Here is a 21083-nt window from a genome sequence, read left to right as displayed (position 1 = left end):
ATCTGGTTCCTTTTCGGAGTCGGTGACGGTGGATCGATTGACGATGCTAGTGGGTCGCGCTCGCGGCGTCGTCGCCCGGTCGCCTGCGGCGGCGTCGGACGAGCACGGTCACGACGGTGCAGGTGAGGATCGTGAGCAGGACCGTGGCGCCGCTGAGCAGGTACCCGGTCCGGGCTCCCGGCACCGCGTACTGCAGTGCGACGGTGTGCTCGCCCGCCGGCACCCAGACCGCACCGCCGGCGTCGTCGGCTGCCACCAGGTCCGTCGACGCACCGTCGACGGTGGCCGTCCACCCCGCTCGCTGCAGGGAGTCGGAGACGACCACCCAGCCGGCTGCGGTGGCGTCGACCTTCGCGACGGTCCGGTTGACGTCGTCGCCCTGGACGGTGATCCGTGCGGTGCCGTCCGGGTCGGCGGTGTGGCTCGACGGCTTGCTGAGGACGACCGTGGACGCCGGCAACGACTTGTCGGCGAGGGTCCGGATGCGTGCGGTGGCGGTCCGTTCGACGACCTGGTCGGAGGCCCACCGCACCCGGTCCACGGCGTCGCTGCGCTCGTAGATCGTCGCGTCGCCGGTGTGCACGACCGTCACGCCGTCGCCGTCGTCCGGGCGCGTGATGCTCATCACGGCGTCGCCGGCGTCGTCCGTGCCGATCGGGACGAGCTTGTCCTGCCCGGTGACGCTGATCCGGATGTGCCACGAGGTCGAGGCCGGGATCTCCGAACCCTCGAGCGCGACGTTCCGTGGCCCACCGAGCCCGGGGACCCAGCTCGACGTGGACGCGAGCGTCTCGCCGGAGTCGTCTGCGACGATCGCGACCTCGAGCGTCATGCCCCCGGCGGAGGTCGTGGGCGCCGGCGGCCCGGTGAACGTGACGCCGTTGACGGGTCCGGTGTGGCTCGCCGAGTCGACCGACGGGTTCGCCGCGGTCAGGTCGGACCACTTCGTCTGGGAAGCGCCCGGCTCGGCCGTGCCGGCGAGTGGCGCGGACGGGTCGGCCACCAGGTACTTCGTGCTGACCCGGTCGAGGATCCCCGACGTGGCGAGTGACGGGATGAGGTTCGGCTCGAACGACAGGTACGTCGCCGTCGGGTAGGTGTCCGGGTCGACCGCCCGCATCAGTTCCTTCCACTGGGCGGTCTGGAAGGCGTGGCCGGTGGTCTCGCGGATCTCGTAGTACGACGACGACCCGGGGAGCATCGCGCTGCCGGTGGTGGCGTAGCGGCCCTGGTCGGCGACGTGCTTCCGCAGGTAGTCGATCGCCGGGGTGGTCGGGTAGAACGTCGACTTCGGCGCGATCGGCCACCAGGGCTGCGTCGCGATGACGGCGGGCACCGCGACGAGGGCGACGACGCCGACCGACGCGATCGTCGTCAGGACCCGAGACCGCAGCACCCACACGAGCAGGACGAGCACCACGGTGGCGGCGCCGAAGATCCCCACCCAGAGGATCTCGACCTTGGTGCGGTGCACGTACTCCTCGGAGATGAGCGGGATCGCGAGCAGCGTCTGCGCGCCGACCCCGACCGCCACGAAGAGCACCACGGCGATCGCCAGGACGCGACCGGTGCGTCGGAGCGGTCCTGCTGCCCGGAAGCGCGCGAACTCGTCACGCAGGTTCTCGGGCTGCGCCACGCGGCCGAAGCCGACCCCGGCCAGCGCGGCCGCGAGGAACAGCACGACGACGCGTGCGCGGCCGATCGGGTTGGTGTCGAACACCGGGAGCTCGCGGACGGCTGACAGGACGGGGCCGCCCAGGTAGACGATGACGACGGCGAGCGCGAGCATCGCCGCGACCATCGCGACGACGCCGTGCGTGCGGCGTCGGACGAGGTCGTGCCGTGCCCGGACGTCCGGGGCGGCGTCCTCGGTCCGGAGCGCCGGGGTGGGGAGCGCCGGTCGGATGAGGACCGCCGCTGCGATGAGCACCACGGCGGCGATGCCCAGGTACGAGTACTCCTCGACCGGGTTGCGGATGCCCCACGCCGGTCCGGTGCTCTGCACGAACGAGATGTCCGGCACCCAGGCGCTGACGAGCGGTGGGGTACCGAGACCGTTCGGGCCGCTCTGCCCGCGTCCGCTGAAGTCGACCAGGCTCGTCGCGTTGATGGCGAACGGGACGAGTTGCCAGGCGGACAACAGCAACCCGAACACGATGCCGCCGACCGCGATGACCCCGCTGCGCACGACGGGCAGCACGCGGCGGTGGGCGACGATCGTCCGGACCAGGAAGTACAGGCCGCCGATGAAGAGCGCGTACCCGACGATCGCGGGGAAGCCGCCGAGCAGCATCGACGCGAGCGGGACCCCCACCGCGATGACGTCGCGCGCGCGGAGCTCCACCGCGGCACGGTCGATCGCCCAGAACAGCAGCGGGATGCAGGCCGCCACACGGGTCTGCGGCCAGTTCGCCCACGCGACCATGAAGCCGGACGACGAGTAGACCAGGGCGGCGATCGCCCAGCCGGCGCGGGGGACGCCCCACCGGCGCAGCAGGAGCGACATGCCGACGGTGACGACGACGACCTCGAGCAGCTTCACCATGCCGGGCGCGTACGACAGCGGCAGGCACCACCACGGCAGCGAGAGCGGCGACCAGGCACCGGAGTCGGGGATCCCGCCGAGTTCGGCGCCGCCCGCGACGTAGGGGTTCCACGCGGCGAAGACGCCCTCGTGGGCCAGGCGGGTGAGGAGCGAGGTCTGCGGTGCGACCGTGTCGATCGTGTCGCTGTTGAGGATGTTCGTCGACGTGGTCATCGACCGGAGCGACTCGCCCCACGGGGTGTACCGGGCCAGGAGTCCGGTGTTGAGGAAGGTGCCGTGCCCGATCAGGGCGGGACCGAGGGTCCAGACGACGAAGGCGGCGAGCCCCGCCCAGGCGGCGATCTCCACCCAGCTGCCGGGGCGGCGCAGCCAGAGCGCGAAGCGGGTCCGTCGGTCGAGCACGGACGCGCCGCGCTCAGTCGCCATACCGCTGCAGTTTCTGCAGGTCGAGCTGCTCCTCGGCCAGCGTCCGGTTCAGCCTGGTCAGGTCGGCGACGACGCCGATCACGATGCTCAGGACCGCGGTGATGAGGAGCACGACGCCCAGGATGATGGACTGCAGGTGGTTGCCACCGGTGTGCATCGCGAGGAGGACGAGGTACCGGACGAGCGGCCAGGCGCCGAGGACGCCGAGGATCGCGGCCACCCACAGGAACAGCGCCATCGGCCGGTACATCAGGTACACGCGGGCGATCGCCGAGCCGGACTGGAACATGTGCTGCCAGATGTTCTTGAACAGCCGGGACTCGCGGGTCTTCGGGTTCGTCGTGATCGGCACGGACGCGATCGCCAGCCGCTTGTAGCCGGCCTGCACGATGGTCTCCATGCAGTAGCTGAAGCGCGTCACGATGTTCAGCCGGATGAGGGAGTACTTCGAGTACGCACGGAACCCGCTGGCGGCGTCGGGCAGGTCGAGCCCCGCTGCACGGCTGGCGACCCACGAGCCGAAGCGCTGCATGAGCTTCTTGAAGCCCGAGAAGTGCTCGATCGTGCGCGTCTGCCGGTCGCCGATGACGATCTCCGCCTGCTTGCGCAGGATCGGCTGGACCAGCTCGGCGATCTGCGACTGCGGGTACTGGTTGTCGCCGTCGGTGTTCACGACGATGTCGGCCCCGTGCAACAGCGCGTAGTCGACGCCGTCACGGAACGAGCGGGCGAGCCCCATGTTCGTGGTGTGGTGCACGAAGTGCTTGACGCCGTGCTCCTTGGCGACCTCGACGGTGCGGTCGGTGCTGCCGTCGTTGATCACCAGGATCTCGATCTCGTCGATGCCGTCGATCTCCCGCGGGATGGAGTCGATGACGCTGGCGAGGGTGTTCTCCTCGTTGAGGCAGGGGATCTGGATGAAGAGCTTCACGGGTTCGCAGTGTCTCGTTTCTGGGGTCCGGCAGGTGCGCGAGGCCAGGACAGCCTATGCGAACCCACGGTTCGGTGCAGGTCCGGCCTGCCGACGGTGGTCGACCGGACGGCTTGGTAGGGTGCAGCAGTGCAGATCCGCGAACTGAAGATCCCCGGCGCGTGGGAGTTCACGCCCGTCCAGCACGGCGACGCACGAGGAGCATTCCTCGAGGCGTACCGCGCCGACGTCCTCGAAGAGACGGTCGGTCACCCACTGGACCTCCGACAGGTCAACATGTCGATCTCGGCGGCCGGCGTCGCCAGGGGCATCCACTACGCCCTCGTCGCGCCGAGCCAGGCGAAGTACGTCACCGCCGTCCGCGGGGCGTTCATCGACTACATCATCGACATCCGGGTGGGGTCGCCGACCTTCGGGCAGTGGGACTCCGTCCGCATCGACGACGTCGACCGCAAGGCCGTCTACCTGTCCGAGGGCCTCGGACACGCGATCGTCGCGCTCGAGGACCACTCCACCGTGAACTACCTCGTGAGCGCCCACTACAACCCCGAGCGCGAGAAGGGGATCACGATCCTCGACCCGACCGTCGGCCTCGAATTGCCCGAGGGCATCGGCGAGCTCGTGCTGTCCGACAAGGACACCAGCGCACCGACGCTCGACGAAGCCGCCGCAGCGGGTCTGCTGCCCATCTACGAGGAGTGCGTGGCCTACACCGAGTCGCTCCGCACGACGAAGTAACGAACGAAGGAAGCGCACTGCGATGAAGGGCATCATCCTCGCCGGGGGTTCCGGCACCCGTCTCTGGCCGATCACCAAGGGCATCAGCAAGCAGCTCATGCCGATCTACGACAAGCCGATGGTCTACTACCCGCTGTCGACGCTCATGATGGCCGGCATCCGCGAAGTGCTCGTCATCACGACGCCGGAGTACAACGAGCAGTTCAAGGCCCTGCTCGGCGACGGCTCCGCCCTCGGCATGGAGATCCAGTACGCCGTGCAGCCGTCCCCGGACGGGCTCGCGCAGGCGTTCGTCATCGGCGAGGACTTCATCGGCGACGACAGCGTCGCCCTCGTGCTCGGCGACAACATCTTCCACGGGACCGGACTCGGCACGAGCCTGAAGAAGAACACCGAGGTCGCGGGTGCGACGATCTTCGCGTACCACGTGGCCGACCCGAAGGCGTACGGCGTCGTCGAGTTCGACGATGCCTTCACGGCGGTCTCCATCGAGGAGAAGCCGGCCGAGCCGAAGTCGAACTACGCCGTCCCCGGCCTGTACTTCTACGACAACAAGGTCATCGAGATCGCCAAGACGATCGAACCGAGTGCGCGCGGCGAGCTCGAGATCTCCACGGTCAACGAGCGCTACCTCGAGGCCGGCGAGCTCGGTGTCCAGGTCCTCGACCGCGGCACGGCCTGGCTCGACACCGGCACGTTCGAGTCGATGATGCAGGCGTCCGAGTACGTGAAGGTCATCGAGGACCGGCAGGGCTTCAAGATCGGGTGCATCGAGGAGATCGCCTGGCGCAACGGCTGGATCGACGACGAGCAGCTGTCCGCGCTCGCCGCACCGCTCGTCAAGGGCGGCTACGGCGTCTACCTCCAGCGCTTGCTCGGCGTCTAGTCACCGCTCGGCTGGTCCCCCGCATGGCCCCTGGTCCTGGCTGGTTCGGTCGCCGTCGTCGCGGGACGACGGCGACCGTCCACCACGATCCCGTTCCAGCGCCCGCGACGCCGGCTGCCGTCGTCCGCGTGGCCGGTTTCGTGGGCCCGCTGTCGCAGCTCGACCGCGCGGTCACCGTGCTGCTGGTGAGCCGGTCCGACCGGTACGACCGGCTGCCGGCCGCGGTGACGGCGGCCCGTGTGGCGTTCGGCCCGGACGTCGACGTCCGGGCCGTCGGCTACGTGGCGGACGCATCACCCGTCGGGGAACCGGTCCGCGGTGTGCCGTGGGTGCTGCGCGAGCCGGTGGACGGCATCGGGTCCGCGATCAACGCGGGGGTCTCGTCCGGGGTGGGCCGGGTGCTGCTCGTCGTGGACTCCACCGTCGGCGTGACCGACCAGGACCTCCAGGTGCTCGCGGCCGCGGGCACCGACCGTGTGGCGCAGGCTCGCGTGTGGACGGCGGACGGCGGGCGCCGACACGGTGCTCGGCTGCTCCGGCCCGGGGCGCTGCCGTGGACCGACGACGGCACGGCCGGTGCGGGGTCGGGGGACCCTGGTGCACCGGACGCAGCGGCGCCCGTGGACGCCTCGGTCGCCGCGGCCGTCGACCGTGCCCGCCTCGCGGACGGCATCCGCACCGTGCCGGTCTTCGCGGCGGACCAGCCCGTGCTCGCCGTGCCGGGGTCCGCGCTGGTGCCGGCTCCGTGCCTCCCGGACGAACGGATGACGCTGACGGCCTGGAGCCGCGCGGTCGCGGACCGGACCGGGCACGCCGCCGTCGTCACCTGGGCCGTCGAGCGCTCCGCTGAGGCCGGCCGCACGGTCGACGGGGCCGTCGTCGACGCCTTCGCCGGCTGGCGGGACCGCCGGCCCGACCCGCGCGGGTTCGCCGTCACGGCCGGGCCGCCGCTGCCGCCGTGGGGCGCGCGGCCCGTGGCACCGACGCCCCGCTCGCAGAGCGACGGCGACGAGCTGTCGTGGTCGCTCAAGATCGCCGCTCCCGCGGGGTCCGATGGTGACGGCTGGGGCGACGTGCACTTCGCGGCCGAGCTGGCCGGCGCCCTCGAGCGGCTCGGGCAGCGCGTCCGGATCGACCGGCGGGACGCCCACGTGCTGGACGACGACGCCGCCGACGACGTGACCCTGGTGATCCGCGGACTCGACCGGGTGCCGCCGAACCCGGCGTCCGTCAACCTGCTCTGGGTGATCAGCCACCCCGACGACGTCACGGACACCGAGCTGCGTTCCTTCGACGTCACCTTCGCCGCCGGTCCGGTGTGGGCGGCTGCGGCCGGGGTGCGTTCGGGCGTACCGGTCCGGACGCTGTTGCAGGCGACCGACCCCGCGGTGTTCCACACGGGTGCGCGGTCGACGAGCAGCGCCGATGCCGACCGGGTGGTGTTCGTCGGGTCGACCCGCGGAGCCGCACGTCCGGTGGTGTCGGATGCGGTGGCGCTCGGTGCGGACCTGCGGGTGCACGGGCCCGGGTGGGGACCGCTCGTGCCGGCGGGGGCACTGGGTGAACCGTCGCTGAGCCGGGCCGAGGTCGCGACGGCCTACTCCTCGGCACGCCTGGTGCTCAACGACCACTGGCCGGACATGGCCGCTGGCGGCTTCGTGTCGAACCGGGTGTTCGACGTGCTGGCGTCCGGGGGAGTCGTCGTGACGGACGCGGTCGCCGGGCTCGCCGAGGTCCTCGACGTGCCGACCCTGGCGGTGGCGGGTTCCCGCGACGAGCTCGCCGTCCTGCTCGATCCGGCGCGACCGTGGCCGTCGGCTGCTGCGCGCGCCGTCGTGGCCGAGCGCATCGCCGCGGAGCACTCCTTCGACGCGCGCGCCGGGGTACTGCTCGAGGCGGCCCGCACCGAACGAGCCCGCCTGCGTCGCTGACCCCGGAGACCGACCGACCGACCGGGGTGCCGGCTACTTGCGGGTGACCCAGCGGGCACGGAGCGACAGGCCGGCGCGCAGCACCAGGCGCAGCGGCAGCAGCCACCACGCCCCGTACTTGCGCGACAGGAACCGGTACGCGCTGCGGTGGTGCTCGATCTCCATCCGGCGCCGGTTCGACGACGTCGAGTGCGCCCCGGTGTGCGTGACCACGGCGCTCGGCACGTACACGTTCGCGCGACCGGAGCGACCGACACGCTGGCCCAGGTCGACGTCCTCGAAGTACATGAAGTACGACTCGTCGAAGCCGTCGAGCTGCCGGAACAGGTCGGTGCGGATGAGGAAGCACGCGCCGGACAGCCAGCCGGCCTCACGCTCGACGACCTGCGTGGTGGACCAGTACCGCTGGCTCCACGGGTTGGCGGGCCAGAACCGCGAGAACGCCGCGTGGCCGAGCCCGGTCCGGAGTGACGGCAGCTGGCGGGCGGACGGGTACGTGTCGCCCTGCTCGTCGAGGATCCGCGGTCCGAACGACCCGCCGGACGGCAGGCGGTCGGCGGCGGCGACGAGCGCGTCGATCGACCCCTCGCCGAGCACGACGTCGGGGTTCGTGACGAGCAGGAACTCGGGGCGTACGTCGGGCAGGACGTCGTCGAGGGCGCTCAGCGCGGCGTCGATGCCCCCGCCGTAGCCACGGTTGCCCCCCGATGACACCACGACGGCACCGTAGGACTCACCGATCGCCCGCAGTGCGTCGATGTCGGCTGACCCGTTGTCGGCGATCACGACGGCGACCGGCTCCGAGGACGCCGCCGCGACGCTCGCCAGGAACGGCCGGATGGTCTCGCCGGTGTTGTAGGTGACCGTCAGCACGGCGACGCGGATCACCGGGTACCCCCGGCCCGAGCGGCCTCGGCCACGGCCACGGCCGAGTAGGCCTCGACGTGCACGGCTGCCGTGGCCTCCCACGTGAACGAGGCGGCCCGGGCCAGCGCGGCCGCCCGGTGCGACGCGACGAGCGACGGGTCGTCAAGCAGCCCCGTCATGGCGGACGCCAGTGCGGGGGCGGACGGCTCGGTGTACACGGCTGCGTCACCGCCGACTTCGGGCAGCGACAACCGGCGGGTGGTCAGGACGCACGCGCCGGAGGCCATCGCCTCGACCACCGGCAGGCCGAAGCCCTCGCCGAGGGAGGGGTAGACGACGAACTCCGCGCCGCCGAGGTAGCCCGCCAGGTCCTCGAGGGGCAGGTACCCGGCCTCCATCACGTGGTCGTCGGGCTGCAGGGCGTCGAGTCGTGCGATCGCGGCCTCGTCCCAGCCCCGGGCCCCGGACAGCACGAGCCACGGCGTGTCCGCACCCGCCGTCGTCCGCGCGGAGCGCACCGCGGCGTAGGCGTCGAGCAGTGCGGTGACGTTCTTGCGGGGCTCGATCGTGCCGAGGAACGCGATCCAGGGCGCGCCCTCGGGCAGCGTCGCCGCGATCCGGGCGTCCTCGACCTCGGCGGTGGTCGGCTCGTGGAAGACGGCACGGTCGACCCCGAGCGGTGCGACCCGGACGTCGGCGCGGATGCCGCCGACGACCCGCGCGGCCTCGGTCGCGGTGGCCGCGCTCGGCACGACGACGACCGGCCGGGTGCGCAGCGAACGACGGCTCCACCAGGTGAAGAACGTGCGCTTCAGCCGGGAGTGCCACTCGGGGTTCGAGAAGAAGGTGGCGTCGTGCAGGGTGACGACGGAGCCGCCGCGCCACGCGAACGGGAACGTGTAGTGCGGGGAGTGCAGTACCTGCGCGCCGAGGCGACGGCCCAGCGCCGGCAGTCCGGTCTGCTCCCACAGGAACCGGAGCGGCACGGAGTCGGTCCAGCCCGGCGCGGTGTGCACGGTCGCGTGCGGCGCGACGGCGGCGAAGTGCGGAGCGTGCACGGGCCGGACGACCAGGTGGACGTCGAGCGACGGGTCGGTCAGGTGCGACACGACCCCCTCGACGTAGCGACCGACGCCGCCGAGTTCGCGCGGTACCGCGGTCCCGTCGACGAGGACGGTGAGCTGCGGCACGCGTGGGTCCTTCCGGACGGGGCCGCCGCGGTCGGGACCGTCGGCGGGGGAGTGGGAGTGGGCTGGGGAGAGACCAGGATAGCCCGCCGCGCTCATGCGCCCGGGTCCACGCTGCGGCGTGGGACGGACGCGCGACGCGTCTCGCGGAGCCGCCGGGCGAGGTGCGACGGGAGCGCCCCGACGACGTCCGCGAACGCTGCCAGGACGAGCCGGGCCTCCCGTCGGGTGGAGGCGGACAGCAGCCCGCGCAGGCCGCGGAAGAGGGTACGGGCGCCGGCGCGCAGGACGGTGTCCCACGGTGCGTGCCAGAGTGCGACGACCATCCGGTTCCGAGCGTTGCGGAACAGGAACAGGTCGCTCTGCACCCCGGAGGACGCCGAGTGGTCGTGCTCGACGACCGCGTCGGCCGCGTGCTCGACCCGCCAGCCGCGTCGGCGGAGTCGCCACGCGAGCTCGGTGTCCTCGTAGTACATGAAGAGCGACTCGTCGAGCAGGCCGACGTCGTCGAGGGCGCTCCGCCGCAGGGCGGAGGCCCCGCCGGAGAACCCGAAGACGTCGACGTCGGCGACCCGGTCGACGGGCGCGAACCAGTCGCGGTCCATCCCGTTGCCGTCGCGGTCGACGCGCACGCCGGTGGAGTTCAGGCGGACCTCGCCGTCCGCCGACGGCGTCCAGAGGCGGCCGTCGTGGCCCTGCAGCACGCGCTGGTCGGGTACGGGCGTCGCGTCGACCGGGAGGCCCGTCCAACGTCCGGCGAGCACGATGCGGCCCGTCACGGCCGCGACCTCGGGCCCCGCCTGCGCCAGGTGGTCGCGGAGCGCCCGGACGAAGCCCGGCGCCGGGACGGCGTCGTTGTTGAGCAGGACGACGACGTCGGCGTCCGCGTGCCGGATGCCGGTGTTCGCGCCGGCCGCGAAGCCACCGTTGTGCCCCCGCGCGATGACGGTGGCACCCGGCAGGTCGCGGCGGAGCACCGCGACGGAGTCGTCCGACGAGCCGTTGTCGACGACGACCACCTGGTCGGCCGCGCCCTCGGCGAGGACGGCGCGGACGGCCGCGGTGGTGAGGTCCGCACGGTTCCAGTTGACGACGACGACCGCGGTGCGGGACGCGTCGTCGACGGGCGTCAGTCGAGCTCCTCGATGGAGGGCTTCGCGTAGACGCTGCCGACCGCGTCGCCGAACGAGGGGACCTCGAACGAGTCGCACTCGGGCAGGTCGTGCAGGTGCCGGCCGGCCGAGTCCATCATCGAGACGTTGATGAAGTACTTGCCGGTGCCGAAGTTCGTGTCCGCGATGCGGAGGCGGAGCTTCTTGCGGCCGTGCAGCGGCTCGAGGTGGATGCCCATGATGCCGGTCGTGGTGCCGTAGACCACCTGGCCGGACGTGTTGTTGACCTGGACCGCTGCTTCCCAGTCCTCGACGCCGTCGAGGTGCTCGAACTCCATGTCGACGAGCAGGTCGTCACCGGGGGTGACCCCGTCGCGCGGCCCCTTGCCGTCGGCGTGCACCGAGGCCTGCAGGACGGTGCCGCGACCGACCGCGACGTCGGCGCTGAGTTCACCGGCACGACGTTCCTCGAGCACGTCGCGGAACAGGCTGACGGCACCGATCGGGTCTCCGTCGTGCAGGACCTTGCCCTTGTTCAGGAGCACGACGCGGTCGCACATGTCCTGCACCTGGCTGAGGGAGTGCGTGACGATGATGATCGTCTTGCCCTGCTCCTGGAACGAACGGATGCGGTCGAGGCACTTGCGCTGGAAGGCCTCGTCACCGACGGCGAGCACCTCGTCGACCAGCAGGACGTCGGGGTCGGTGTGCACGGCGACCGCGAAGGCGAGTCGCACGTACATGCCCGATGAGTAGAACTTCACCTGGGTGTCGATGAAGTCGCCGATCCCGGAGAACGCCAGGATGTCGTCGAAGCGCTCCTCGGTCTCCTTGCGCGTCAGGCCGAGCAGGCTCGCGTTCAGGAAGACGTTCTCGCGGCCGGAGAGGTCGGGGTGGAAGCCGGCACCGAGCTCGAGCAGGGCCGCCAGGCGTCCGCGGCGCGAGACCGTTCCGGAGGTCGGCTGGATGATCCCGCCGATCGCCTTGAGCAGCGTCGACTTGCCCGATCCGTTCTGGCCGATCAGCCCGACGGTGGTGCCGGCCTGGATCGACACGGTGACGTCGTCGAGTGCCCAGAAGTCCTGACGGTGCTTGCGGCCGGCGCGACCGAGCGTGACGATCCGCTCGCGGATGGTGTTGTCCTTGCGGACGACGAACCGCTTGCGGACGTGGTCGATGACGATGACGTCGGGGCGCTCGGCGGTGGCGCCGGACGTCGACGGGGCGACGGGGGTGCTGATGGCCATGGTCTAGAGCTCCTGCGCGAAGTTGCCCTGCAGGCGGGAGAAGACCCGCTGCGCGCCGATGAGGCAGAACAGCCCGATCACGAGGGCGATGCCGAGCCGCATCATCAGGTGCGGTGGGTAGTCGACGGGGGTCGGGTGGATCCAGATCGCGTTCTGGAGTCCGAGCACCGACAGGGTGAGCGGGTTGTTGGTGTAGACCGCCAGCAGCCACTGCACCTTCAGCTCGGCGACGACCATCGAGTACGAGTAGACGATCGGCGACGCCCAGAGGAGGACCATGAGCCCGACGTCGATGACGAACTGCACGTCGCGCAGGTACACGTTGAGCGCCGACAGCACGAGGCCGATCGCTGCGCCGTACACCAGGATCACCAGCAGCGACGGGATGAGGTAGATCAACCCCTCGTGCCAGGGGAAGACCCCGAGCACGATCGTCGCGGCGATGAGGATGGCGAACTGGATGAGGAAGTTGACCAGGGCCGCGCCGACGCTCGCGAGGGGGAAGACCTCGCGCGGCACGTAGACCTTCTTGATCAGCCCGCTGTTGCCGACGATCGACCCGGTCGACCCGGCGACGATCTCGCTGAAGAGCGTGTAGGCGGTCAGGCCGGTGAAGACGTAGATGGCGAAGTTGTCGATCGCGCGTGACGAGCCGAGGATCTTGCCCATCACGAAGTAGTAGATCATCAGCTGGGTCAGCGGGCGCACGAGCGTCCACACGAACCCGAGTGCCGAGTCCTTGTACCGCGCCTTCAGGTCGCGGCGGATGAGCATCCCGAGCATCTCGCGCTGTCCGAAGACGTCGCGGAGTTCTCGCCAGGTACCTCGGAAAGCGCTCGTCGGAGCGCCGATCACGACGAGGGGCTCCTTGGCGAGCGCCGCCATGCGGGCTTGATCGACCATACGTCTCTTCGTTCGGTGGGGGCAGGACCGGAACAGCATACTCACTGGACCGCTGAGGTCGGGGCGCGCACCCTCTGCCGGACGACACCCGTCGTCCGCCCCCGTGCGGGGGCCAATGTGCGCGACAACAACCCTCAACCTTCACTTTGGGGTTACCGTTGACGCAACCCGGACCCTTGTCAACAACCACAGGACGGCCCGAAAGCATGCAGCAAGTTCCACGGTCGATCGCTGCGCTCGCGGTGGTCGGTGCGCTCAGTCTCTTCACGGCGGGGTGTTCCGCCGGCGACGATCCCGGCCCCACGGCGAGTCCGACGCGGACCGTCAGCCCCTCGCCGAGCGCTTCGGCGCCGTCGTCGGCCCCCTCGTCCACCACGTCCGGCCAGCCGACCGCGGAACCGTCCGACGACGACGTACCGACGGCGTTCCCCGGCAGCGGCCAGACGAACGAGCCCGACACGGACCCGTCGGACTTCCCGGCCACCGCGCTCGTGACGTTCTCCGGTTGGGACACCACCAGCAAGACCCTGCAGGCGGGTGGCCTGGTCTCCGGCACGACGGACACGTCCGGCACCTGCACGTTCGTCGCCACCAAGGGCGGCACCACCCGCACACTGACGAGCAGGGCCGAGGCGAGTGCGTCCTCGGTGAACTGCGCGCAGGTGTCGTTCCCCGCGAGCCAGGTGTCCACCGGGACCTGGTCCATCACCCTCGAGTACTCGGTCGGGTCGAAGTCGACCACGTCCGAACCGATGACGGCGGAGGTGCCGTGATGCGTTCCATCCTGACCGACGACGGTCCACGACGTCCCCTGCGCTCGGTGCTCGGCATGGTCGCCGCGCTCGCGATCGCGGTGAGCGGCCTGACCATCGGCACGATCGTGTCGGAGCGGACCACGACGGAGTCGGCGTCCGCCGCCGTCGCCGCGAACTTCGACCCCGGCAACATCATCAGCGACGCCAACTTCTACAACGGCAGCGCGATGAGCGGCTCCGCCGTCCAGTCGTTCCTGAACAGCGTCGCCCCGAACTGCAAGCAGGCGTCCGGCGGCCCCGCCTGCCTGAAGAACTTCACCCAGAACATGAGCGCCATCGGGGTCGTCCCGAACCGCTGCTCGGCGATCGCTGGCGGCAGCAAGTCGGCCGCCACGATCATCGCCCAGGTCGGCGCCGCGTGCGGGATCAGCCAGAAGGTCCTGCTCGTCCTGCTGCAGAAGGAGCAGGGGATCGTCGCGACGAACTCGCCGACGAGCTACATGTACCTGCACGCCACGGGCTTCGCGTGCCCGGACACCGCACCGTGCGACCCCGCGTACTTCGGGTTCGGACAGCAGGTGTACGCCGCGGCGTTGCAGTTCAAGCGCTACCAGGCCTCGCCGACGTCGTGGGCGTACCAGGCGGGCCGCAACAACGCGATCCTGTACAACCCGAACGCCGCGTGCGGCCGCAAGACGGTCAACATCAAGAACCAGGCGACCGCGGCCCTGTACATCTACACGCCGTACACCCCGAACGCCGCAGCGATGTCGAACCTCTACGGTTCCGGCGACTCGTGCTCGGCCTACGGCAACCGCAACTTCTGGCGCATGTACACCGACTGGTTCGGCTCGCCCACCGGCGGATCCTCGCCGATCGGCTACATCGACTCCCAGAGCGGCGGCGTCGGCGGCACCATCGCGGTCCGCGGCTGGACCGCCGACCCGGACACGACCGACCCGATCAAGGCGCAGTTCTACGTGGACGGCGTGGGCAAGGCCTCGGTCCTGGCGAACGCCGACCGGACCGACCTGGCCTCGCGGCTCGGGGCGAACAACACCCGGCACGGCTTCCAGACGACGCTCACCGGCATGACGCCCGGCAAGCACACCGTGTGCGTGTTCGGCATCAACGTCGGCGCGGGGGCGAACACCCTGCTCAACTGCGGCGACGTGACCGTACCCGCCTCGGCCCCGGTCGGCAGCCTCGAGACCGTTACCGGCGGGACCAGCACCATCGCCGTGAGCGGCTGGGCGCTCGACCGCGACTCGTCCGCCGCGACCGCCTACAAGGTGCAGGTCGACGGGGTCGGCGCGATCGCCGCGACCGCCGACGTCACGCGCAGCGACATCGCCGCGAAGTACCCGGGTGCCAGCTCCACCGTCGGGTTCTCCAGGACGATCCAGAAGGTCGCCGCCGGATCCCGCACGGTCTCGCTCTGGACCCAGGACAAGCCAGGGGCGACCTGGGTCAAGGTCGCCCAGAAGGTGACGACCGTCACGGCGGCGACCGGGACCTCCGGAGCGGTGAAGGGTGGCTTCGAGTCGGTCACCGGCGGTGTCCGCACCGTCGCGGTGAAGGGCTGGGCGATCGACCCGGACACCTACGCACCGGTGAAGTACAAGGTCCACGTCGACGGCGTCGGCGTGGCGGCCGGCAGTGCGAGCGCGGCGCGCAGCGACGTGGCGAAGGACTACCCGAAGTGGGGCGCGTCGCACGGGCTCGCCACCACCCTGGGGAACATCGAGCCCGGCAAGCACACGGTCACCGTCTGGTGGCAGGACCTGCCGAGCGGCACCTACGTCAGTGCCGGTACGAAGACCGTGACCGTGGCCGCCCCGCCGTCGAGCGGCGCCACCGGGAAGACCGGCGCCGTCACCGGTGCGTTCGAGAAGGCGACCGCCGGACCGAACACCGTCGCCGTCACGGGCTGGGCGATCGACCCGGACCGGTACGACCCGGTCAAGTACAAGATCCACCTCGACGGCGTCGGTGCCACGGCGGGCAGCGCGAGCGCGGTCCGCACGGACATCGGCGCGGCGAAGCCCGGCTGGGGCGACGACGTCGGGCTCGCGGTCACGCTGACGGGCGTGCGGGCGGGGACCCACACGGTCACCGTCTGGTACCAGGACCTGCCCGGTGGGAACTACGTCAGCTTCGGCACCAAGTCGGTGACGGTCAAGGAGGCCGTACCGGCGGCGACGGGCAAGACCGGGGCCGTGTACGGGGCGTACGACGCCGCGACCGGGGGCAAGGGGACCGTCGCCGTGAAGGGCTGGGCCATCGACCCCGACACGTTCAACCCGGTCAAGTACAAGATCCACCTCGACGGTGCCGGAGTGGCAGCGGGCAGCGCGAACGCGGTCCGTGCCGACGTCGAGAAGGTGCACCCGGGCTGGGGCTCCGACGTCGGACTCGCGGTCACGCTCACCGGCGTGAAGCCGGGCAAGCACACCGTGCGGGTCTGGTACCAGGAGCTCCCGGGCAGTGCCTACAAGGACTTCGGGACGAAGACGGTCACCGTCTCGTAGCGGGGCCACCAGACGGACGGGAGGCGCGGTGCCAGCTGGCACCTGGGCCCACGCCGGCCGGTTCCGGGCCGACGCGCCAGCGGCGGTCCGGCCGTGCCCGGTGGGGAGCCTCCCGTCCGTCTGCACCGCCGTCCCGGGGCGACGCGCAGGCGGTGGACCGGCCGTGCCCGGTGGGGAGCCTCCGTCCGGCTGCGTCCCGTCCCGGGCGCGCGGCCGGTCTCGGAGCCGCTCCGGGCTCGAAGTCGTTCCGGCGTCGTCAGGCGCGTCGGCGGAGCGCGCGGGCGACCCCGCCGAGGCGGTCGAGGACCCGGAACTCGGCGGAGTGCGTCAGCGCGTCGTACCGGGTCGCGATCGCGTCGCGTTCGGCCTCGGCGTCGTGCTGCGCCCGTTCGGCGTCCTTGCGTGCCCGGTCGAGGACGGCGACCGCCTCTTCCGACACGATGAGTCGCCGGTTGATGTCCTCGACCCCCGCACGGTGCACGTCGCGCTCCTGCTCGGTCGCGCGGAGCACCTCGCGCTGCTGCGCGGCCCAGCGGAGCACGGGATCGCCGGTACCGGTCCGTGCCGCGGCGCGCGCGATCGCCGCCTCGAGCGACGGGCCGACCTGCTCGGCGCGGGCCGTGTAGGAGTGCCGCGCCAGCACGACGGCGCGGAGCCGCGCGACCAGGGCGTCCCGTTCGGCGGTCGGCATCGCGATCGCACGCTCCAGGGACAGGGCGTCGGTGAAGACGGGGACGTCGGCGAGTCCGAGCTCGTCGAGGCCGAGCGCGCACGAGGTGACGGGCAGTGCCCCACACGCCAGCGACTCGTAGAGCCGTGAGTTGAGGGTGCCGAACGCGGCTGCGGGCGCGATGACGTCGTCGACGACGAACGCGGCGGCGCGGTACACCGCAGGCAGGGCGAAGTACGACACCGCCGGTCGGAGCTCCACACCGGGGGCAGCGTCGACGTGCTCGACGTTCGCGGCGAACCAGACGATCGGCTCGGGCGGGGCGACCTGCTGCAGCACGTCCTGCACACCGCGGCGCGCTCCCCAGAAGTTGACCGTCGTGACGGTGCGGTCGGTCCGCGGCGGCGTCGTCCCTTCCGCGTCGGTGGTGAAGAGGTCCAGGTCGACGCCGATCGGGACCACCTCGACCGGCACGTCCACGACCCGGGCGAGTGCGTCGCGCGCGATGGACGATGACGTCCACACCGCGTCGAACCCGGCGGTGTACGGCGCGCTGGCCCACTGCGCCGTCCAGTTCCGCACCCAGGCCACCGTGGCGGTCCGCGCCGGCACGAGTCCGGGGACGAACGACTCGATCATGCTCACGAGCACCGCCGTGTCCTCGGGGACGTCCTCGGCCCACCGGTGGATCGGCCAGAGGTCGACCCCCCAGCCCTCGGCCAGCAGCGCCCGGGCCAGCCCGAGCGCGACGAACAGGTCGCCCTTCCCCTCGGTGGTGTCGTCGGTCGACACCGCGAAGCGGATCGTCCCCCTCGACCCCGACGCGTGGTCGCCGCGGGCGATCGCCGCGTACTCGGCGGCCAGGGGGGACGAGACGGGGGAGGACGGGATCGCGTGGTGCATCACCGTGCCATTGTGCCCGAAGCGCAGCCCGCCTCGGCCGAGCGCCGTGCTGCGCCTTGTAGGGTGTTGTCGGCTGCCGGGCATCCCCGACGGCCGGATCACCGAACCGTGCCACAGGCGCGGCAGCAGCTGGAGGAACTCGCCGTGACAGAGCGCAAGCCAGGAGTCGTGTCCGTCGTCCTCGTGAACTACAAGGGCACGGACGACACACTGACGAGCATCGCCGAGCTCCGCAAGCAGGACTGGCCGCAGGACCGGCTCGAGGTGATCGTCGTCGACAACGGCTCCGGCGCTGAGCACGTCGGGCGGCTGAAGGCCTCCGACCTCGACTTCACCTTCATCGACTCCGGTGCGAACCTCGGCTTCACGGGCGGGTGCAACCTCGGTGTGGAGCACTCCTCCGGCGAGATCGTGGCCTTTCTCAACAACGACGCGCGTCCCGACACCGGCTGGGTGCGCGAGGCGATGGCGACCTTCGCCTCCGGCGCCGACATCGGCGCCGTGGCGTCGAAGGTCCTGGACTGGGAGGGCGTCAACGTCGACTTCACCGAGGCCGCGATGACCTGGTACGGCATGGGCTACAAGCCCTTCGCCGGGTCGCCGGACACCGGGCGCTGGGAGTCGGAGACCGACGTGCTCTTCGGCACCGGCGCGGCGATGTTCATCCGCGCCGAGCTCTTCGAGCAGCTCGGTGGCTTCGACGACCGCTACTTCATGTTCTACGAGGACGTCGACCTCGGCTGGCGCCTTAACCTGCTCGGCTGGCGGTTCCGGTACCAGCCGAAGTCGGTGGCGTTCCACAAGCACCACGCGTCGATGAACAAGTTCGGCGACTTCCGTGAGACCTACCTGCTCGAGCGCAACGCCCTGTTCACGCTCTACAAGAACCTCGGCGACGAGCAGCTCGCCGCCGCGCTGCCCGGTTCGCTGGCACTCGCCGTCCGCCGTGCCGTGGGCCGCGGCGAGCTCGACTCCACGTCGCTCGACCTGCGGAACCCCGGCGACGACAGCGTCCCGACCATCCCGGTCCCGAAGACGAGCATGGCCGGCATCTACGGCGTCGACCAGTTCGTCGAGCAGCTGCCGTCGATGACCGAGTCGCGCCGCGAGATCCAGGCGAGCCGGGTCCGCAGCGACCGCGAGCTCCTCCGCCTGTTCGGCAACCGCGACGAGCCCGCGTACCCGATCGAGAACTACCTGGCCGGCTACGACAAGATCGTGCACTCCCTCGGCGTGCTCGACGTCGGCACCCGTCGTCGCATCCTCATCATCACCGGGGACTCCATCGGCGAGAAGATGGCCGGCCCGGCGATCCGCGCCACGCAGATGGCGAAGCAGCTGGCGAACGAACACGACGTGCGGGTCATCAGCCTGACCCGCTCGTCACCGATCGACCCGTCGTACGACGTCGTCACGGTCCCGCACCGCCACCCGCGGCAGATGGTCGAGCACGAGGCCTGGGCCGACGTCATCATCGTCCAGGGGCACGCGCTGCGGCTGTTCCCGGTCCTCGAGTCGACCCGCAAGATCCTCGTGGTCGACGTCTACGACCCGCTGCACCTCGAGCAGCTCGAGCAGGGCCGCAGCGACGACGTCGACCAGTGGAACCGGCAGATCCTCGACGCCTCGGACACCCTGAACCACCAGCTCGAGCTCGGCGACTACTTCATCTGCGCGTCCGAGCGCCAGCGGATGTTCTGGCTCGGGCAGCTCGCGGGCTCCGGCCGGGTGAACGCCCGGACCTACTCGCGCGACCCCGACCTGCGCTCGCTCATCGGCGTGGTGCCGTTCGGCCTGTCCTCGACCCCGCCGGTCCACGACCAGCCGCGGGTCAAGGGCGTCGTGCCGGGCATCGGCAAGAACGACAAGCTCGTCGTCTGGGGCGGCGGCATCTACGACTGGTTCGACCCGATCACCCTCGTGCGCTCGATCGGTCAGCTCGCCGAGCGGAAGCCGAACGTCAAGCTGTTCTTCATGGGCGTGCAGCACCCGAACCCCGACGTCCCCGAGATGGACATCGTCGCCAAGGTGCGTGCCGAAGCGGACGCCCTCGGACTCACCGGCAAGAACGTGTTCTTCAACGACGCCTGGATCCCGTACGAGGAGCGCGGCGCCTACCTGCTCGAGGCCGACGCCGGCGTCTCGACGCACTACGAGCACCTCGAGACGACGTTCTCGTTCCGCACCCGGATCCTCGACTACCTGTGGGCGCGCCTGCCCATCGTGACGACCGCCGGCGACTCCTTCGGTGACCTCGTCGCTGCCGAGAAGCTCGGTGTCGCCGTGCACGAGCAGGACGTCGACAGCCTCGCCGACGCCCTCGAGACGGCGCTCTTCGACAAGAAGGCGCGCGCCGAGTTCATCGGCAACGTCGACCGCATCCGTGAGCAGTTCACGTGGGAGAACGTGCTGGCGCCGCTCGTCGACTTCTGCCGGAACCCCGTCCGCGCCGCCGACAAGTCGGTGCGGGACACGGTCGCCGTGGTCGAGGCGCACCAGATGCGCGTCCGCGTGCCGGAGCGCAAGAAGCTCTCGGGTGTCCGGTACGACGTCGGCCGCGCGGTGCACTACTTCCGCACCGAGGGTCCGCGCAGTGTCGCGGGCAAGATCAAGCGCCGCCTGCAGAACCGGTGACCGCTGCGGACGCCGCGGCCCTCGTCGTCATCCCGACCTACGACGAGGCCGAGAACGTCCGTGCCGTGATCGCGGCCGTGCTCGGTGCGGTGCCGGCGGCGCACGTCCTGGTGGTGGACGACGGCAGTCCCGACGGCACCGCGGACGTCGTCCGCGGCATCGCCGGGGCCGACGCGCGCGTGCACCTGCTCGAGCGGAGCGGCAAGCTCGGTCTCGGTACTGCGTACGTGGCCGGGTTCCGCTGGGGCCTCCAGCGCGGGTACCCGGTCCTGGTCGAGATGGACGCCGACGGGTCGCACCCCGCCGACCGGCTCCCGGCGCTGCTCGATGCGGTCCGTGCCGACGAGACGGTCGCGCTGGCGATCGGCTCGCGGTGGGTGCCGGGCGGGTCGGTGGTCGACTGGCCGCTGCATCGCCTGGCGTTGAGCCGCGGTGCGAACGCCTACGCGCGGATCGTGCTCGGGGTCGACGTGCGTGACGTCACGGCGGGGTTCCGCGCCTACCGGGCGGCCACGATCGCGCGGATGGACCTCGGCTCGGTCGACTCGAAGGGCTACTGCTTCCAGGTCGACATGACGCTGCGGGTCGCCGACCTGGGCGGCCGGATCGTCGAGGTGCCGATCCGCTTCCGGGACCGCGTGCACGGCACCTCGAAGATGAGCCGTTCCGTCGTGGTCGAGGCCGTGGTCCGCGTCACCGGGTGGGGGCTGCAGCGTCGGTTCGGCCGCTGGCGCGGCTCGCGTCGCTGACGCATCCGGTGCGACGGACAGGAGGCGCGGTGCCAGCTGGCACCGCGCCTCCTGTCCGTCACCGGTCG

15 protein-coding genes are annotated in these 21083 nt (G+C 71.2%); 7 read left to right on the top strand and 8 right to left on the bottom strand.

Annotated elements, in window-relative coordinates:
- Window positions 1-46: 46 nt before the first annotated feature.
- Both EDF42_RS10095 and EDF42_RS10090 read right to left on the bottom strand, forming a co-directional pair.
- Window positions 47-2971, bottom strand: a complete 2925-nt coding sequence (locus tag EDF42_RS10095) for a hypothetical protein (RefSeq protein WP_123672242.1) — start codon at window positions 2969-2971, stop codon at window positions 47-49.
- Window positions 2961-3902, bottom strand: coding sequence for a glycosyltransferase family 2 protein (locus tag EDF42_RS10090; protein ID WP_123672241.1), 942 nt, complete (start codon window positions 3900-3902; stop codon window positions 2961-2963). The genes EDF42_RS10095 and EDF42_RS10090 overlap by 11 nt, the downstream gene beginning before the upstream one ends.
- Before the next feature lie 129 nt (window positions 3903-4031).
- Between EDF42_RS10090 and EDF42_RS10085 the strand changes: the two genes are divergently transcribed.
- From EDF42_RS10085 to EDF42_RS10075, 3 genes are all read left to right on the top strand, one after another.
- Complete coding sequence (locus EDF42_RS10085; RefSeq protein WP_123338957.1) at window positions 4032-4640, top strand: dTDP-4-dehydrorhamnose 3,5-epimerase family protein; 609 nt, start codon at window positions 4032-4034, stop codon at window positions 4638-4640.
- Window positions 4641-4662: 22 nt separating this feature from the next.
- Window positions 4663-5526, top strand: a complete 864-nt coding sequence (rfbA, locus tag EDF42_RS10080; protein WP_123338958.1) for a glucose-1-phosphate thymidylyltransferase RfbA — start codon at window positions 4663-4665, stop codon at window positions 5524-5526.
- A gap of 128 nt (window positions 5527-5654) precedes the next feature.
- Window positions 5655-7457, top strand: a complete 1803-nt coding sequence (locus tag EDF42_RS10075; RefSeq protein WP_123672240.1) for a glycosyltransferase — start codon at window positions 5655-5657, stop codon at window positions 7455-7457.
- A 33-nt stretch (window positions 7458-7490) separates the two neighbouring features.
- Here the strand turns inward: EDF42_RS10075 and EDF42_RS10070 are convergent, their stop codons facing one another.
- From EDF42_RS10070 to EDF42_RS10050, 5 genes are all read right to left on the bottom strand, one after another.
- Window positions 7491-8345, bottom strand: coding sequence for a glycosyltransferase family 2 protein (locus EDF42_RS10070; RefSeq protein WP_123672239.1), 855 nt, complete (start codon window positions 8343-8345; stop codon window positions 7491-7493).
- A complete protein-coding gene (locus tag EDF42_RS10065) occupies window positions 8342-9514 on the bottom strand; it encodes a glycosyltransferase family 1 protein (protein WP_221181018.1) in 1173 nt (390 codons plus the stop codon). The genes EDF42_RS10070 and EDF42_RS10065 overlap by 4 nt, the downstream gene beginning before the upstream one ends.
- A 92-nt stretch (window positions 9515-9606) precedes the next feature.
- Entirely contained in the window at window positions 9607-10722 is a 1116-nt protein-coding gene (locus EDF42_RS10060) for a glycosyltransferase (protein ID WP_221181017.1), read from the bottom strand.
- The gene (locus EDF42_RS10055) at window positions 10641-11870 is read right to left on the bottom strand and encodes an ABC transporter ATP-binding protein (protein WP_123338962.1); all 1230 of its coding nucleotides are present in this window, start codon (window positions 11868-11870) and stop codon (window positions 10641-10643) included. The genes EDF42_RS10060 and EDF42_RS10055 overlap by 82 nt, the downstream gene beginning before the upstream one ends.
- Window positions 11871-11873: 3 nt before the next feature.
- Entirely contained in the window at window positions 11874-12773 is a 900-nt protein-coding gene (locus EDF42_RS10050) for an ABC transporter permease (protein ID WP_123338963.1), read from the bottom strand.
- A 206-nt stretch (window positions 12774-12979) separates the two neighbouring features.
- Between EDF42_RS10050 and EDF42_RS10045 the strand changes: the two genes are divergently transcribed.
- Window positions 12980-13546: a hypothetical protein gene (locus EDF42_RS10045; RefSeq protein WP_123672237.1), complete on the top strand. Its 567-nt coding sequence runs from the start codon at window positions 12980-12982 to the stop codon at window positions 13544-13546.
- Window positions 13546-16059 (top strand): hypothetical protein, encoded by a 2514-nt coding sequence (locus EDF42_RS10040; protein WP_123338965.1) that lies wholly within the window; start codon window positions 13546-13548, stop codon window positions 16057-16059. Before EDF42_RS10045 ends, EDF42_RS10040 begins: the two co-directional genes overlap by 1 nt.
- A 256-nt stretch (window positions 16060-16315) precedes the next feature.
- Here the strand turns inward: EDF42_RS10040 and EDF42_RS10035 are convergent, their stop codons facing one another.
- A complete protein-coding gene (locus EDF42_RS10035; RefSeq protein ID WP_260235428.1) occupies window positions 16316-17632 on the bottom strand; it encodes a glycosyltransferase in 1317 nt (438 codons plus the stop codon).
- On the opposite strand from EDF42_RS10035, the gene EDF42_RS10030 reads away from it, so the two are divergent.
- Both EDF42_RS10030 and EDF42_RS10025 read left to right on the top strand, forming a co-directional pair.
- On the top strand, window positions 17555-20266 hold the full coding sequence (locus EDF42_RS10030) for a glycosyltransferase (protein ID WP_395865419.1): 2712 nt from the start codon (window positions 17555-17557) through the stop codon (window positions 20264-20266). The genes EDF42_RS10035 and EDF42_RS10030 overlap by 78 nt on opposite strands.
- A complete protein-coding gene (locus tag EDF42_RS10025) occupies window positions 20263-21015 on the top strand; it encodes a polyprenol monophosphomannose synthase (protein WP_123338967.1) in 753 nt (250 codons plus the stop codon). Before EDF42_RS10030 ends, EDF42_RS10025 begins: the two co-directional genes overlap by 4 nt.
- The last annotated feature ends 68 nt before the right edge of the window (window positions 21016-21083 follow it).

The organism is Curtobacterium sp. PhB172, assembly GCF_003752545.1.
Classification (GTDB): domain Bacteria; phylum Actinomycetota; class Actinomycetes; order Actinomycetales; family Microbacteriaceae; genus Curtobacterium.
Note: the sequence above shows the minus strand (reverse complement) of the source record. Positions and strands in the feature narration are given on the sequence as shown.